Here is a 15,803-nt window from a genome sequence, read left to right on the forward strand (position 1 = left end):
ATTCATTTTTTTGATAGTCAATGCGAGTAAAGTACTTTTCTAATAGTGGGTATAATGGAGCAACGTCAAGAAATACTAAGCAATATATTTTAGCGAATTTTTTTAATCAATAAAATTGGTGTTTTATTAATTTAAATACTTAATATTAACCTTAATGCCAAACAGTTGAGACTCAAGCAGCAACTGGTTTAAAAGGGAATAATACTTAGTTATAATATTATTATTTATGGAAAGCGGCTTATAATGATAGTTAAGAAAAAGATATTAGCTTTAAATTATATGTATTTGCTATTCTAAAATAAAGAAATCAAAGTGTTAACCCGTGATTTTTATCATTTTGCTTAAAATTAGATATATTAATATAATAATCAGCGTTAATTCTTCAAATCTAGTCCATTTCTATATATTTGATTGATATGGAGCTAGTTAAATAACTGAAGTATCCTGAAAATGATAACAAGGATAGGAGGGAGGAAGGAGAATCGTGTAATGATTAATGGATTAAGAACCGTTATTAAATGTTGAGCAAGTAAGATAAAGGATAAAAATATAATGTAAAGGAAAATATACTCGGATAAAAAGTGATAATGAGATTGAAAATCGATCTTAATAGAATTCTACGAATGCTACGATTGGTTAGAGTAATTACTGTAAAGAGTCCAATTGCTAAACTGAGATATCAATCATCTTCAATTATTTGGAACCAAATTGTGAAGCTGAGTTAATATAATATAGGTAGTTTAAGCAGTATGATTAATGCATTTTTGTTTTGGAAATTAAATAACAGTAAATTTTCAATTATACTGTGCATGCATATTAATATTAAGTAAAAAACACTGGTAAGTTATATTGATTATTAATTATATAATCTTAAACTTTATATAAATTATTTATTTTAACTTGATTAAGAACTTAGTCTAGATATAAACAACATGGTTATAGTTAAACCTTTGATGAAAAACGAAAAAATTCAATCTCGTCTCACTTAGTTAAGTATTCTTAAGATATGAGATGAAATTAGATAACATTTTATAACTTCCTATAATATATATTATGTAAACTAGGATTATTTCACGCCATTATTGGTGTTATCCCCTTTAGTTCCTATAATATCTATACTAGTGAAGTTTTCTTTTTCCAGTTCCTTATAATGGCTTCTCTTTTTCATTGTCCGATAATCTCTCCTTTTTTCCGGTTAATTGTCTTTTTTGTACGGATAATGTTGTATCGTTTAAACACTATACGTGGAGGTTTTTACATGGAATTAAAAGCTGTAATTGATGAATTCATTTTGTACATTCGAATCGAAAAAACTATTCGGATCATACGATCACCAGCTATGAATACGATTTGGTACAGTTTCTATCCTTTTTACGTAAATCCAATGGTTCTACGGATGTGGCATGCATTACCAAGACCCATGTCCGCCGCTTTATCCAGCATCAAATGGGAATGTGTAAACAAAAGCCACGTTCCATGCATCGTAAGATATCCTGTTTAATGAGTGACTTTATGGCTTCCATAGAATCACCTAAAACGGATAAAAAACTACCAGTTTATATGACGCTTACCGATCTTCAACAGTTATTTCAGATGCTGAGCGAGGAACATTCGTCCTTATCGCTTCGAAATGAAGCCATGTTTAAACTTCTTGCCACTTCGGGAATGAGAAGGAGCGAACTTGTGACGTTAACATGGGAACAAGTAGATTTCTCAAGTTAGACCATCAGGATTTATGGTAAAGGGAATAAGGAACGGTTATTGCCCCTCCACCCGGTTGTCCTGCCTCTGCTTAACCCGTAAGAAACATCAATGCCACCCGTCACAACCCGTGTTTTTAAATAAATTGGGGAAACCATTGGACCCACGTGGATTACATGCAATCTTTAAAAATGCTTTGCGAAAATCAGTTCTTCCCCCCTCCCGCTTTTCGTTGCATCATTTGCGCCATACATTTGCAACCCTTATGCTGCAAGGAAATAAAGAAAATGTGGATTTACGAACCCTTTAGGAACTATTGGGACATGAAAGCATCACGTCGACAGAGGTGTACACCCACGTAGAATTTGAACAAAAAAAGAAAGCCATTGATTCGTTTTTGATATATTCTAAAAAGATAACTACCCAGTCTGGGTAGTTATCTTTTTGGTTGAACAAGCAACTCTGAGGCGATATGAGCAGGAGATATTCCCGTTATATCCTGTTGGTTTCCATAAAAATTCATCTGCATAGGTACTGGTGCGTTTGACTGAAAGTTCATTTGATTTTGAGTTGGAACGAGTTGATTAGATGGTTGGATATAAGTGTTCGGTACAAATTGGTTAGATTGGGTAGTGTGTGGATTAAACTCCTGAAACATGACTTGTTGATTGGGAATCATCATAGGTTGAGAAAGCTTTTGTTCCACTTCTGCCATGGTAAAACGGATCATTTGTTGTTTAAAAGTATGAACAGAATAAATATTGTTCATTTGGGCCTGGAAAGCTGCCTGCAGCACGGTCTCTAGGATGGTTTGAGCCATTCGTAACTCTTTTACTTCTTTCGTATCTCGACGCAGATATCGTTCGAGGGCCCCTTGGGAAGCTTTCTTAGAATGTAGTAATAAAAGCCGGATGGCGTTATCTGATACACCCATTTCATGAAACATGGTAGCAACACTATACCGTAAGCCGTGTGGCGTGAAATATTTACTTGTTTTGTGTTGCATCGTATGTTTACCGGAAGCAGTACCCTTATTCCCATCCTCCACTTCTGAAGGTGTTACGGCTGTTACCCAACCAAGATGTTTACATATTTTATGGACGATATAGTTCATTTGCTTGTTCGCAAATGCCTTTCCCCGTAATCCATATAAGAGAGGATCTTCTGGATTCATATCTTTTGTATATTCCACAAAATAAGCCAATACTCTAGGAGGTAAAGGAATAAAACTTTCTCTATTTTTCGAGTTAGTGGTCTTTTCTCCCTTCTTTCTTTCAACCTCACCATGATTTAAATTAGATAATATAATCCTTATGCCACCCGCTTCTTTATCTACAGACTGAGCCTGTAAGCTAATCAAATTGGTTGAACGAAAACCGGCGAAAATGTCTAATAGAGTTGGAGCTAAGACATTAATTCCTTGAGCTTGTAATTCATGTGCTGCCTTATATACTTGGTAAAGTTCAATAAGGTCCAACTCTTTTGATAAATATTGTTGCTCGGTATAATCCGTAATCTTTACCGTAAGGAAAGGATTTCCTTCTATGATCTTTGCATGATTCAAATGTCTAAACAAGGAAGATAGCGTACTTTTTTGTTGTCTTAATGTACTTGGTTTTACCTTTTCGGCTTGGGCGTTTTTCCATACCTGGCAATATTCATATGTAACGTTGTCAAGAGTAGGCTGCAAACCTACGCTGATCATATGATTCGTAACATCTTTAATATTTTTTTTATAAGCCTTTTTTGAGTTCAAAGACCAATTACTTATTTGTTCTTGGTTTAAATAGGCTTCCTCTAAAGTACTTTGTGGTGTAATCGTATTTTTTGCATAATTATATACTCCCTCTTTTATTACAACAAAAAAACCCCAAGCTTAATACAAATCATCGTCGTATCCCAAATACGCTATGATTGTATGCTTGGGGTTTTCCCTTGTTTAATATTAATTTATTAATATATTAGCATGAATACATTAATGTCAAGAATATTTAAGTTTTTAGTAGTATATTGAAACTTCCTGAGTTATCCATACCTTAGAGATAACTAATTTGCACTATTTGATAAGACCTCAGTGTTCAAATCAGCTAGAAATAATCGAGTTAACCCTCTTTGGCCATCAATCCTTCATTTTTAGGCAGGACTAGCTATTTAATCCATAACTCATCTTTAGGATCCATAGTATTTATTTGGAGTAATAGAGTAATGATAGATCTATATAACACTGTCTATAAATCCTCTTCGTTGAGTGGCTTTTAGCGTATAAAACATATTTTCACGTCCAGCACCATTATCCTTGTGTTGCAAATTTTTTTCAACTTGTATACAACGTCAAAAGAGTGCGGATTTAGACTGATAGAATATTCTATTGATTGTACTCAATTAGTTGAACAAAAAATTTATAAAAATGATGAAATCAGAAAAAGATGTGCAGCCGATCCGGAAGCAACAGCAGTTAGACGATATGAAATAGGGGCTGAAGCACGGAACGGGATAACATCCTCTTCATCCTGAGCTGTAAAACCGGCCTGCGTTCCGCTATATTTATATCGCGAATTGTTTCAAAGAGGTCTAGCAATATGCTAAAAACGTCCATAGTGATTGTTTATTCCTATCTCGTAATTACCCCTACCCAAGGCTTACAGGCAGTTAAATAAGGCTGCAGAGTTTGCTGGCGTGGAACATGTTGGCAATCATACCTTACGAAAGACAATACTAAATCTATAGTGGCATACTAGTTTTTAAGGGAATGACATTAACAAACACGTTTTAATCTTACTGCCAATAATTATAGTAAAATCAATACTTTATTATTTTATAATTGATTTCAACGTTTTAGTGATTCCTTGTGAATACTGCTCTTTTGTTTGCCTGCCATAGGCATTCTTTGCTTCTTGGGTAGCATTCTCTAAAAGATAACCCTGTCCTACTGTTCTCAACATACTTAAATCATTTCCACTATCTCCAAATGCGATAGCATATTTGGAAGTTAAATTGTATTTATCTAGCATAAATCGAACAATTTCATCTTTCCCTGTACCGTTAGGAATAAAATCCACATCATAACTATCCTCAGGATCCCCAGCAAGAGGATTACATCGATTAATATTTACAGATACTCCATACTGTTCACCAATCGTCTTAATTGCTAAAAGATTTTCTTTATCTGCGATATCATTTTGTACTTTATAATAATAATTTCGTTTATACTGTGAGCCACCTAGCTGTGTTTGAGGATTTAAAAAAATATTTATGTTCCATAAATAGTCAACTATTTCTTCAATCTTCTCTTTTGAGAATTCACTATTTTTCAAACGAGAATTCCATTCCAAATCAGGTTCTCCAAGATTACATTCTGAAAAATAGTTAATTTCAGTTCCTAAATCGCTAGCTATAAAATGAGGGAAATATCTTAAGTTGCCCTTTTTCATTTTATTTAAAACCATTTCCATACTACTTCCAGTAACCCACCCAAAAAGAAGTTCACCATCTATGCTTTTTTCTTTCAAATATTCTTCAAGTTCATATAATTCTTTTTGTCTCATATCATTCATATTATGAGGGTAATAAGTTTCATCGAAATCAGAAAATATAATATATTTCGGTCTATCAACCGGTGAAAGTGAAATGAATTCTTCTAATTTATTTAACAACACTTAACAACTCCTCTACTACTTATCCTGTTCATCAAACGTTAAACCAGGTTATACTGGAAAGAACACTAACTGACTATGCACCATTTCTGTGATTGGTAGGACTAGTGTTATGATATTTAGACTTTACCAAATCTATTTCAGCTGTTCAGCCAATGATAATAAATATCAGTATTTAAAATAAATTCCCCTTTAATTCCTAAATGACTATAATCTTATTCTTCACGTTTACTTCAATTCTTGCTTAGCCATAAACTCCAAAATTTTCATATGGATTAAAACTTAATGTAACTTTTTTCAGTTATATACTTTTCAATGCAGTCAGGATAAATACCATATTTAATCGGATTAACCTCAACACATAATGGTATCCCTTTGTATCTCCAACTACAGTGTGACGTGTATTGAATAACCATCCATATGTATCTGAAGAAAAAAGGAAGTACATTTTAAATGTAATTAAAGAACACAATTATGCTCCGTTTCCTCTGGCATATAAGATGCCTTTCATAAGCACACTCCTATTTACGGAATGAAAAATACCCATATTTTAAGATAATAAGTCTCATATATGTATAGAGTAAGTGAATTTAACTTTTTTCGTTTTCAAAATAATATAAAACACTTTTGAAACTAATCGGCTACACGGCTACTTACTGTAAGAGGTGCCATCCTCAATTTCTAATAAGTAATTAATAATAATTAGTGAAAGACACTAAATGTTTTCAAGACGTTATTCCATCTTCTTCCGTAATAGCTATGCACCCCCGCAAACTCTGCTACCCTATTTAGAGCTACCTGTAGATCTGCTCAGGGGTAGTCCGCCCTTAAAATCGTTTATTAATTGTTCAGTTGTTAGTATTGTGGCAAACTCATCGTGCAGTGTAGCTAGAGAAATATTATGTATAGTTGCTGCATCATAGTATGTATCATTTTGATCCGTCATACCAAAGGCTGCTGTTGCATCTGAAATCAGATATGTAACAAAACCTAAATTACTACTCATTCTTGTAGTTGTTGATACACAATGAGGTGTAGTTAAACCAGTTATTACAACTGTTTCTATTTCATTTATTTTTAAAAAGTCTTCTAAATTTGTATCTATAAAACTACTATTTACTTTTTTTGTTATAATAACTTCTTCATTAATAGGTTTAACTATTTCTTTTATATAAACCCCTTCATTCTTCTGATAAAATAAAGAATTCGGATTATCGGATGTGTGTTGTATGTGAATTACTAACCAACCTTTTTCTCTCCATAATTGTAGTATCTTACTAATGTTTTCTTCCGCATTTAAGTTATTTCTTTCTCCCCACTGTTTATCATCAAAAGCTTTCTGGACATCAACTATTATTAAAGCTTTTTTCTTCATCAATACAACCCTCATTTTTTGATTTGAATTTTATGTTAATTTATAATTCAACTGATATTTTACTTTGTTCAAATGTTATTGTTGCTTTACCACACCCAGTTTTTTACAATATTGAGTTCGACGAATGTAAGTGTAACTTATTTATTAGCAGCTTCCAAGTTCAACACTGCACCAAAATATTGAGGTATCCCCATCAATAAAAAAAGATATAATGGGTGTAATAAGTTTATAAAAAAACAGCCTATTAAAAACCTATTAATTCAGAGATTACCCTTTTTTACTGAAGGGCTTGGCCTACATGGAAGGCTATCATCGGTAAGGTAGGAGTAAACTATTTGCTTTAGAGCATTATACTGAATTCCATTTGTGTCCAAAAAGGCTTCTTCACGACTTGAAGGCATATTTAAATATATTATTTTGCTTGTAAATTGAGATTCAGTAAGATCAAAATATTTGTTATTAATCCTATTATAAAAATGCCAGCCTTCCGGAGTCGGAGTTTTGAAAATTTCTCCTCCATAAATATCATTAACCACTAAGGCAGTTACCCCACATTGTCCCTTAGCAGGGTTATTCATTGTCCACTTAGAACTAGAATTTAATGACCAAGATTTTTTGAGAACCTTAAGAAGGTATTCTATTTTTAAAGTTAGATTGTCCAAAAAAAATACCTCCATTATAACTAATGCAAGATTCTTGTAACCTCTGAAAATTTAAACTAATTCAAATAATATTAAATAATATAACATAAATGTAAAAAAATTAAATTAAAATGATGGTATTGACACTAGAATTTATAGATAAAATGACATCCTAGTATTGTTGTATGTAGAAATGATTATGAGGATATTTACTATTCTTAGTTGCAACGATAGAGTTATCATTCATTGCTAGATTGGTATCATGTTTTTGTGAATCATCCAATTGGAGTTGAATTTTTCTATTCAGGTCGGTAAGTTATATCGTTATTGATTATGAGAATATATTCGCTTCTGGAGGATATAAGGTGACCATAGAAACTTGGTTAAGCAAGTTTACATTCAACTTCATAAAATAGTTATTTAATGAAGTGAGATTTCTTATTGAATAACAACACGGCAACTCATCAAAAAAATAAATTTAGTATTTTCTTTTGAAATATAGCCTACTTATCTTATTCCTACTACTTCCCGTTTTTGCTCAATAAGACTTGTGGAACAATATATCCCATCTCATGAATGAAGCTACACCTTCTTATGAAACAGCATAAATAATAAATAATTCAAAAAACGTGGAAGTAATTGTAAATAAAAAGAATATTATGCTACAGTTATTAAAAACAAATTTTATAAAAAACAAGGGAAGGATATTCAAGAAAACGATAATATATGACTATTTAAGGATTAAGTATTCTTTATAAATTTAAGTATCAATTTTATAAAGATCAATGTAAGTAATACTAAAAGAAAGGAGTAACATTAAAATGGCAATCGCAGTTGCGTTATTAATTTCTATTTTGGGTTCAATAGTGGCTCATCACTTATGTAAAGGAAAGTCGAAAAAAAGAAAATTAATTATTTGGGGTATTACAACTATGGTAGCGATAGCACCATTCTCGTCTTTCGCAATTGGTTTAACTTATGCACTTATAGTTAGAAGTGGTTGGGGAATTATAATAATGTGGTACCTATTTCCTATAATCTTCATTACAGGGCTTGTTATGTTAATTCTAGGTATCTTTAAGGTAAAACGAGGAGAAGCCGGAGAAGCTATATAGTTACTTTAATTTAATCTTAAACTGAATCCTCTTCTTATAGGTGTCTTCTATTTTATTAATAATAATAAAGAATACTCCAGCTATAATAAAATTCCAAATAAAAAGAGAGTGCGATAATGGCTATTTTCGCACTCTAATACTAAACAAATAATCGCATATGAATATTGGGGTTGAGGGGATAATGTCTTATTATTGCTATATTGCCTCTTCTTTAACCAATTCTGAAAAATATACTTTTACTATTTCTTCCTCTACTAAACTTCTAAACTCCGAATTACTATCTAATAACTTAATAAATCTTTCTTCAAATTTATTGATTATATATTTATGCGCTAACTCACGAGTTAATACTTTCTTGATGTTTACGTGTTTAATTAAACTTCCATAATTCTTACTACTTAAATCTACATCAATTCTATTTTTCATTTCTTTATAAAATTCTTCGATTTTATTGGTTGAAACAACTCCCTGTACTTCCTTTTTCAATTCTTCAATACTTTTACTTTCTTTAAATAAATTATGCTTTAAAAAGTTATTAATTCTGTTATTAGCATACCAGCTAGCAATATTATCTCTTCCGTTATTAATTTTCTTAAAAAATGCTTCTTTAAACTTCATGAGTATTACTTCCTGATTATGTACTTCAAATTATATTTAGTTAATACTCTTTAATCATTTTATATTATGGTAATTTTAACGCCTAATTGTAATTTCACCATCGCTTTAAAGACTGTTATAGACTATTCTATTCCCTAAACCTTTTAAGTCATATGGTACATATTAACCTCGCACTCTACGAAAGATTTCAAATGCAGTGCCATTCCATTTTCCTCCGCCATCCAGGAAAGTATTTTTCAATCTAAATGATCTCTCCTTAATGTAATAATTTTTTTGTTCAAAAATGACAAAGTATAATTTGGGAAATGTTTTATTCAAACTATTAGAGTATCTCCTTATATTTTCTTTTAGCTCTTATCCGGGTACTCTTAGAAATGCCGGTCATATTTTCTACTTGCTTATAGGAATTAGTTTTTAATAGTTCTAGAGCATGTTCAATCTGTTTCTTGATAAATTTCTTTGGCCTACCTTCTCTAAAATCTTCGCGCAGTTTTGCAATGGCTTTCCCTTCTTGAGTTCTCTCTACTATCATGTCTCTTTCAAATTCGGCAAAAGCACTCATCACACTAAATATCAATTTTCCCGTAGGTGTATTCTCTACCAATCCCATATTCAGAATATGTACCTTCATTTTATGGTCTTAAGAGCATCTACCGTGGATCTTGCAAAACGATCTAGCTTTGTAACGACCAGTGTGTCCCCCACTTGACCCTATATTGTGACACCGTTTAATACCTTGATACTACTACACTCTAAAAATGGGGTCATATCTTTAAGTTATGACACATTATTTTTATTAATCTCCTATAACAAGACTTTATACAATCACTAAGTTACCTTGATTATATTGCAAAAAATAGTATTTATTGTAATATTTATCATGTGGTATAAATATTAAAAGAAGTATTGTACATTGAAGAACGACCAAGTGCACGTGAAGTCATTACTCTTTTTAAAGCTGCTGAGTTAAACAGACCATTGGATGATGAAGAAAGAATAGAACGTATGATTAAAGAAGCTCAATATATATTAACTGCAAGAGTGGATAATCAACTAGTAGGTTTAATAAGAGTTCTTACAGATTTTTCGTATAATGCCTTTATTGCAGACCTAGCAGTATTACCCGAATTCCAAAATAAACGGATTGGTAGTCAATTACTAAATAAGGCTACAGAACCTTTTGAAAAAGTTGAATTTATTATTCATCCTGATCATGACTCTGGAGAATTCTATAAAAAGAATGGGTTTGAGCCAGCACCTATCTGCATGGAACTCCCACGTAAGTATTAATTTTATATTTGAATTACGAATTGAGGAGGAAAATACAAATATGAAACAGATTTTATTTGTTATTGGTAAAGGTGGGCCAGCATTGGAATATGCATTACCTAAGCTTGCTGCTCAAGGAAATATTCATGCGTTAATCATTGCACCAATTTCTGATTTTAACCAAAAAGAAGTTATTAAATATTGCGATTCAATTAAACAAACAACGTTAGAAACCACATTAAGAGGAAATGAGATGGTTGAGCAAATTGTATCGGCAGCAAAAGAAATAAATGCAGATGCAATAATTACTTTTTCAGAGTTTGCAATCTGGGCAGTAGCTGAAAGCTGTAAGCAGTTAGGTCTTCGTGGTCCTGGTTTGAATGTTGCCAATGCAAGGGATAAATTGAAAATGCGAATGCGTTGGTTAGAGACGGGAGTACCAGGACCAAACTTTAGAGGTGTCACTTCTGATGTTGATCTACATAAGGCATTTTTAGAGTTAGAAAAGCCTTTTCTTCTTAAACCAACTCTTAGTGCAGGCTCAGTAGGTCAATATATTATAGATTATGATACAAATCTAGAAGAAGTGTGGGATACATTAGTTAAAGAAGTCAATAACACCGCTTCAACTGGAGCTGTTGAGTATATGGATGATGAGGATATAAATAGATTTATAGCTGAGGAAATAATAAAGTCAAGTACTGAATCTTGGTATGAAGAACCTGGATACGGAGATTATTTAAGTGTTGAAGGAATTGTAGTTGATGGGCAGTACTATCCAATCTGTATTACTTCTAGACTACCGACTATACCACCTTTTATTGAGGTAAGTAATCAAGCACCTTGCGTTTTAGCTGAAGATAAACAAAGAAAAATTGAAGAAATTGCAAGAATAGCTGTAGATACATTAGGACTTGAAACAGCTGGAACGCATACAGAAATTAAACTTATGCCAGATGGAGAACTATGTCTAATTGAAACAGCTGCTAGATTACCTGGCGCAATGGTGATTCGTGAAGTTGAAGAAGCATTTGGTATAGATTTAATTGGTCTTCTTGCACAAGCACTTATGGGAGAAAAAGTTGAACTACCATCACGTATGCACGTTACCGGAGCGAAAAAAGCGGCAGCAACTGTTGCTTTTATAGCTGCAAATAGTCGTGGAGAATCATGGTCATCTTCGCCAGTATTTGATTCGGAAAAAATAGACTGGACAAAACTTGTGTCACCCGGTACAAAAGTCGAAGTGATAGAGGGAGTAACTATAGCTAGTGGTAGCTCAGTACCCAAATTTGATTTAGTAGCCGGTGCTCTAAATTTCTCTGGTTTGTTTTTTGTCACAGCAACCGATCCTTTGACACTTAAACGAGATACATATTCATTACTTGATAATCTCGAGTTAGTATTAGGAGAAAAAATAAAATGAACTCAGAAAAAGTATTAGAACCAGAGGTAAGAAAATCAAAAGCTTTCTTTACCATTGGAATGACTTTCATCTGGTGCATGTCGTGCCATGACACCAGTGGATGTAGTAAGCATAACTGCTAAACTTCCAAGCGGTAAAACCAAAATTGCCACCACATTCCTCCATTAGGACTTATATTATATGGAAATCTTCTTCAACCTCATTTCAGCTTTACAATGATATGCGCTGGTATTTTTGCAGGATTAGCTGGAATTAAATATTGGATTTTTGCAAATATGATAACAAAAAAACAACATGCTTAGTAAAAAAATGAAAATGTAATTAGCCTTATATTTTTTTATGCACATATATGTTCGATGTGAAAGCATATTTAATGAATTACTAAATATGAAAAGTCAGCAAGAAGGGATATCTAATTACGAACTATCTACTTACATATAATAGAGGTAGTTCGTGATTAAAATTCTAATTTTAATCACACTGTACCAGGAAAGGAATCATATTATGCTGAAGAAGTTAGAAAAATTAGGGGCATTAATTGGGAATACCCCTATGATTAAATTAGAGGACAAAAAGATTAATCTGTATGCGAAGTTAGAATATTATAATTTGATGAATAGTATATAGGCTTCTGCCATAGAAACATTTGGAGGATTCATTTGGAGGATTTGACTCGTCTATATAGAAAGGTAGTTAAAAATAAACCTTTTGGAGGTAATATAACTTGAAAAAAACTATTCTTTTGGCAGTTTTCTTAATATCCACTTCTGCAATTCTTTTTGCTTGTCAATCGAATGAAAACACTAATGAACTCTCTGCAAATCCAACTACTAAATCGGAGAATGATAATAAACTATCAATCACCACTGATTTTAAAAGCATTAGCATTTCAAAAACAAAAGGTTCTAATGAAATCACCTTTGATGACAAAGAAACCTTAAAAGCCTTTCAGGACATCTTTTCAAGTGCAGTAAGAGAACCTGGTATAGTTGATATGGCTGCCCCCGAATTTTATATGAATGTCGTTTATGATAAGGATAATCAAAAAAGTTTATATTTATGGATAGGCGAGAAAGGACAAAGAAGCACATTTATGAAAACAGAAGATACAAATACTATCTATTCCGTTACAAATGATATAACCGATAAGTTGATTGAGTTAGTAGAAACTCAATTTAATTAGGACTTCTCAAGAAGTCTTTTTTATGCACTTCTTAGCATTTCAACAGTAGTATTAATAAATTTTTGGCAGGCCGAAAAGAGCATTTGTTCTACTCGTTTTTTAAATTCCGATTTTTATCTATTTCAAGGAAACGAAACCAATAACGGTAGTTATCAAGATAATTAGTAGCCACCCCTTGGAACTTAACCATCCAATCCTCTAAGCATTTATGAAATTTATTGTCGTATTGAACTTGATAGATGCCCTTTTTGACATATTCTTCTTTACTAACATTACTGGTTCGCGTTTTAACCCCTTAATTAAAGCGAACTTCATATTAGACCAAGCTCTTCAGTAAAAGGATACTCTCCGAAGTAGTAAGTTTTAAATAGGCTAGATTTTTTATAATCATTCCACCTTCCTATTATATTCCAAATGAAAATATAGGTTTGTTTCCTTTCTTATAAATAGGGGTACCAATAAGTGACTGTGAGAAATTAATTTATCCAATTTATAAACAACCTCTTATAACTTTAATCGTCATTGGCATGAGGCAACCTCCATAGTGTCTTCCTACCAATATACCATTTATTTCTATAAAATCCCTCGAGATACTAAAGAATATTGTGAAAATGAAGTATACACAGGATCTCCCTTCACTAATTTCAATGTGTGCCAGTAATCATTATCTGAGTGCGTGTCAAAAATCCAATTTGATTACAGTCAATTATTTGCGTGAGGTGTAAAAACAGCCACTTCCAAAAGGAAGCAGCTTTATCGGGTATTAATCTAAAACTACCAGGTAGTTTAGAAATAATCTTCACAATCTTATTAGAGTCAAATATAACTTAATAATCTATCAAGAGAATCAATTTCAGCATATGGTTTTATATCGGTATCATTCTTATTCATATGAGGATTGAACCAAATGCCTTTTATATTAACATTTTGACAACCACCAATATCTCTCACTATGTCATCTCCAACAAATAATGCGGATTCGGGTTTTACATCTAGCTTATTTAGTGCTAATTCAAATATACCTTTGTCAGGTTTACTAAACCCTACTTCTTCAGAAATGATGATTATATCAAAATAATCATCTAAATTAGTATTAAGTATTTTTGCTTTTTGTCGCTGCGTTGAGCCGTTTGTTATAATCGCAACTTTCAATTGCTTTCTTATAGCATTTAAGAGATTTATTGTATTTTGACTTATGGAAAAACAATGTGGAAAATTATTATTCCAAAAATCTTGAATGTTATCACCTATCAATCTATATTTTGGTGGAAATTCTTCGAAAAATGACTCGAAGACTCTTGTTTTATCACTATAGCCATAGTCTCTTTTATCAAACTCTTTAAATTTTTGTAACATTTCGAGTTTAACTGAATGTTTAACATCTTCATAACACTCTTCTAAAATCATTAAAAACATTTTATCAACTGCATTATCTCTATTAAGTAAGGTATCATCTAAGTCAAATAGTATTGCTTCATAATCCTGCATAAAATCCACAGCCTTTCAAACATAAAATTTATACCACTTGAATCTCCACTATTAGCCGCCTCTAAGTTCCATTTAAACGCGTTTGTTAAATCTTTTTCTACACCTATTCCATTTCCATAAAGATAAGCTAAGTTGACCATAGCTGAGGTATTTTCATTTTTAGCACTCTTAAGGTACCATTTTAAACTTTCCTCATAATCAACCTCTACATTTATTCTTCTTGAAAATAGTAAGTAAAATCCCTTGTGCTTCTACATCTTCTTTTTGTGCCAGCTTATGTAACTCTACCATTGAAAGTTTGCTATAATCCTTTTCAATGTCTATGAAAAGATATAATCCGATTACGCTAAGTAATGGTATAAAAATAAAGATAAGTTTGCGATCTTTCATCAAAACGCTCCTTTTTTCCTCTTATTCACCCTAATTGTAAATAAAAATATCATAAATTGTAGCTTATATTACATATTATTAAAATTATTCTAATTTTTTAAAAAGGTTTTGAATATATGATAATGTTAATAACTGTATAGGCAGTTCGATATAATTTTACTCGAACGGAAGAAATCAGCATTTCAAATGCTTCCTGATTACCTTTTTGTGCTTTTCTTGCTAAATAGGCCGTCTCCACTCTTTCGCTCCCTTTACAATATAGTCGAATGGGAAAGTCATTTGGTTGCAAATATTTCTCTAATTTTGAATGTATGGTTATATTAAGAATCATACATTGAAAAGGCCATCAAAAGGCTGCCTTTTGATGGCGCTTATACACCTCTATTTATTATTAGAAGATTAGTGACAGAGCTTAAATCTCGCCAATTTACAACAACCAATCCAATTACAATAATATTTTTAACAATATTCACGAACAACCTGTTATATCTAATATTTATATCTTTATCTTCATTTATAAAAATGGGTAAATTAATATTTTCGTCAGACTTTTCGATGAATGTAAACGCCCCCCAAACTACAACTGCTATTAGAGGTAATGCTATAAAACTCTTTACGTCACCATTTTCCGAAATACTCCATTTATAAAACACTTGTATGAAACCTAAAGTAAGAGTTAATAGGGATAAAATATTCATAATAATTTCTAATGGCATTTTCTTTGAATGTGACATTTTTTTCTTTACCTCCTCTTTTTTCTTAATATTTAATCTGGTACTCCTACTTTTTTTTAAAGCATTTGATAATCCAGATTCAGCAGTACCAGAGAAATCTACTAAAATATCTAAGGCTTCCATTAAGACTTGATAGCTTAAATAATATTTCAAATTCTTTTTAGCGTTAGCAGTTAAAGGTAGTTTAATTTTCCTTCTCAATACTTTCGT

The 15,803-nt window shown here is 32.0% G+C and carries 15 protein-coding genes and 4 pseudogenes; 8 read left to right on the forward strand and 11 right to left on the reverse strand.

The genetic code is table 11. The annotated features are described in order from the left end of the window. Window positions 1-1,350: 1,350 nt before the first annotated feature. The 3 genes and pseudogenes from ACIQXN_RS14930 to ACIQXN_RS14940 all read left to right on the forward strand — a co-directional run. Window positions 1,351-1,443: pseudogene (locus tag ACIQXN_RS14930) on the forward strand (hypothetical protein); the annotation flags it as partial. 69 nt (window positions 1,444-1,512) lie between these two features. Then, complete coding sequence (locus tag ACIQXN_RS14935; protein ID WP_402968275.1) at window positions 1,513-1,722, forward strand: tyrosine-type recombinase/integrase; 210 nt, start codon at window positions 1,513-1,515, stop codon at window positions 1,720-1,722. 13 nt (window positions 1,723-1,735) lie between these two features. Continuing rightward, window positions 1,736-2,011 (forward strand): tyrosine-type recombinase/integrase, encoded by a 276-nt coding sequence (locus ACIQXN_RS14940; protein WP_402967998.1) that lies wholly within the window; start codon window positions 1,736-1,738, stop codon window positions 2,009-2,011. 126 nt (window positions 2,012-2,137) lie between these two features. On the opposite strand, the gene ACIQXN_RS14945 is transcribed toward ACIQXN_RS14940, so the two are convergent. Then, a complete protein-coding gene (locus tag ACIQXN_RS14945) occupies window positions 2,138-3,457 on the reverse strand; it encodes a tyrosine-type recombinase/integrase (RefSeq protein WP_402968001.1) in 1,320 nt (439 codons plus the stop codon). A 1,054-nt stretch (window positions 3,458-4,511) separates the two neighbouring features. Then, window positions 4,512-5,357: an HAD-IIB family hydrolase gene (locus ACIQXN_RS14950; protein ID WP_402968004.1), complete on the reverse strand. Its 846-nt coding sequence runs from the start codon at window positions 5,355-5,357 to the stop codon at window positions 4,512-4,514. Window positions 5,358-5,758: 401 nt separating this feature from the next. On the opposite strand from ACIQXN_RS14950, the pseudogene ACIQXN_RS14955 reads away from it, so the two are divergent. Continuing rightward, window positions 5,759-5,836: pseudogene (locus ACIQXN_RS14955) on the forward strand (LacI family DNA-binding transcriptional regulator); the annotation flags it as partial. Between the two features lie 302 nt (window positions 5,837-6,138). Here ACIQXN_RS14955 and ACIQXN_RS14960 read toward each other — a convergent pair. Together ACIQXN_RS14960 and ACIQXN_RS14965 are read right to left on the reverse strand one after the other, a co-directional pair. Further along, window positions 6,139-6,732 (reverse strand): cysteine hydrolase family protein, encoded by a 594-nt coding sequence (locus tag ACIQXN_RS14960; protein ID WP_402968007.1) that lies wholly within the window; start codon window positions 6,730-6,732, stop codon window positions 6,139-6,141. Between the two features lie 257 nt (window positions 6,733-6,989). Continuing rightward, complete coding sequence (locus ACIQXN_RS14965; RefSeq protein ID WP_402968009.1) at window positions 6,990-7,391, reverse strand: YunG family protein; 402 nt, start codon at window positions 7,389-7,391, stop codon at window positions 6,990-6,992. An 800-nt stretch (window positions 7,392-8,191) separates the two neighbouring features. Between ACIQXN_RS14965 and ACIQXN_RS14970 the strand changes: the two genes are divergently transcribed. After that, window positions 8,192-8,485 carry a hypothetical protein gene (locus ACIQXN_RS14970; protein ID WP_402968012.1) on the forward strand — a complete coding sequence of 98 codons (294 nt, stop codon included), beginning with the start codon at window positions 8,192-8,194 and terminating at the stop codon, window positions 8,483-8,485. Between the two features lie 195 nt (window positions 8,486-8,680). On the opposite strand, the gene ACIQXN_RS14975 is transcribed toward ACIQXN_RS14970, so the two are convergent. Together ACIQXN_RS14975 and ACIQXN_RS14980 are read right to left on the reverse strand one after the other, a co-directional pair. Then, window positions 8,681-9,103 (reverse strand): hypothetical protein, encoded by a 423-nt coding sequence (locus ACIQXN_RS14975; RefSeq protein ID WP_402968015.1) that lies wholly within the window; start codon window positions 9,101-9,103, stop codon window positions 8,681-8,683. A gap of 322 nt (window positions 9,104-9,425) precedes the next feature. Further along, window positions 9,426-9,805: pseudogene (locus tag ACIQXN_RS14980) on the reverse strand (recombinase family protein); the annotation flags it as partial. Window positions 9,806-10,009: 204 nt separating this feature from the next. Between ACIQXN_RS14980 and ACIQXN_RS14985 the strand changes: the two are divergent. The 3 genes from ACIQXN_RS14985 (at window position 10,010) to ACIQXN_RS14995 (ending at window position 12,981) form a co-directional block, all read left to right on the forward strand. Then, entirely contained in the window at window positions 10,010-10,393 is a 384-nt protein-coding gene (locus ACIQXN_RS14985; protein WP_402968018.1) for a GNAT family N-acetyltransferase, read from the forward strand. 40 nt (window positions 10,394-10,433) lie between these two features. Next, window positions 10,434-11,798 (forward strand): ATP-grasp domain-containing protein, encoded by a 1,365-nt coding sequence (locus ACIQXN_RS14990; protein WP_402968021.1) that lies wholly within the window; start codon window positions 10,434-10,436, stop codon window positions 11,796-11,798. Between the two features lie 724 nt (window positions 11,799-12,522). Then, on the forward strand, window positions 12,523-12,981 hold the full coding sequence (locus ACIQXN_RS14995) for a YhfM domain-containing protein (protein ID WP_402968024.1): 459 nt from the start codon (window positions 12,523-12,525) through the stop codon (window positions 12,979-12,981). Window positions 12,982-13,001: 20 nt separating this feature from the next. Here the strand turns inward: ACIQXN_RS14995 and ACIQXN_RS15000 are convergent. The 5 genes and pseudogenes from ACIQXN_RS15000 to ACIQXN_RS15020 form a co-directional block, all read right to left on the reverse strand. Then, window positions 13,002-13,293, reverse strand: a pseudogene (locus tag ACIQXN_RS15000) (IS1595 family transposase); the annotation flags it as partial. A gap of 504 nt (window positions 13,294-13,797) precedes the next feature. Further along, on the reverse strand, window positions 13,798-14,469 hold the full coding sequence (locus ACIQXN_RS15005; protein ID WP_402968026.1) for an HAD family hydrolase: 672 nt from the start codon (window positions 14,467-14,469) through the stop codon (window positions 13,798-13,800). Then, window positions 14,436-14,684 (reverse strand): tetratricopeptide repeat protein, encoded by a 249-nt coding sequence (locus tag ACIQXN_RS15010; RefSeq protein ID WP_402968278.1) that lies wholly within the window; start codon window positions 14,682-14,684, stop codon window positions 14,436-14,438. Before ACIQXN_RS15010 ends, ACIQXN_RS15005 begins: the two co-directional genes overlap by 34 nt. After that, window positions 14,668-14,859 carry a hypothetical protein gene (locus tag ACIQXN_RS15015; RefSeq protein WP_402968029.1) on the reverse strand — a complete coding sequence of 64 codons (192 nt, stop codon included), beginning with the start codon at window positions 14,857-14,859 and terminating at the stop codon, window positions 14,668-14,670. The genes ACIQXN_RS15010 and ACIQXN_RS15015 overlap by 17 nt, the downstream gene beginning before the upstream one ends. A 371-nt stretch (window positions 14,860-15,230) precedes the next feature. Continuing rightward, on the reverse strand, window positions 15,231-15,794 hold the full coding sequence (locus tag ACIQXN_RS15020; protein WP_402968032.1) for a hypothetical protein: 564 nt from the start codon (window positions 15,792-15,794) through the stop codon (window positions 15,231-15,233). Window positions 15,795-15,803 lie beyond the last annotated feature (9 nt).

Source organism: Peribacillus sp. NPDC097295 (assembly GCF_044761665.1).
Lineage (GTDB): Bacteria > Bacillota > Bacilli > Bacillales > DSM-1321 > Peribacillus.

Excerpts from the sequence above, each read along its gene's own strand:
- ACIQXN_RS14990 (WP_402968021.1), top strand. The coding sequence starts at position 10,434 with ATGAAACAGATTTTATTTGTTATTGGTAAAGGTGGGCCAGCATTGGAA.
- ACIQXN_RS14975 (WP_402968015.1), bottom strand. The coding sequence starts at position 9,103 with ATGAAGTTTAAAGAAGCATTTTTTAAGAAAATTAATAACGGAAGAGAT.
- ACIQXN_RS14940 (WP_402967998.1), top strand. The coding sequence starts at position 1,736 with ATGGTAAAGGGAATAAGGAACGGTTATTGCCCCTCCACCCGGTTGTCC.
- ACIQXN_RS14935 (WP_402968275.1), top strand. The coding sequence starts at position 1,513 with ATGGCTTCCATAGAATCACCTAAAACGGATAAAAAACTACCAGTTTAT.
- ACIQXN_RS14970 (WP_402968012.1), top strand. The coding sequence starts at position 8,192 with ATGGCAATCGCAGTTGCGTTATTAATTTCTATTTTGGGTTCAATAGTG.
- ACIQXN_RS15015 (WP_402968029.1), bottom strand. The coding sequence starts at position 14,859 with ATGAAAGATCGCAAACTTATCTTTATTTTTATACCATTACTTAGCGTA.
- ACIQXN_RS15005 (WP_402968026.1), bottom strand. The coding sequence starts at position 14,469 with ATGCAGGATTATGAAGCAATACTATTTGACTTAGATGATACCTTACTT.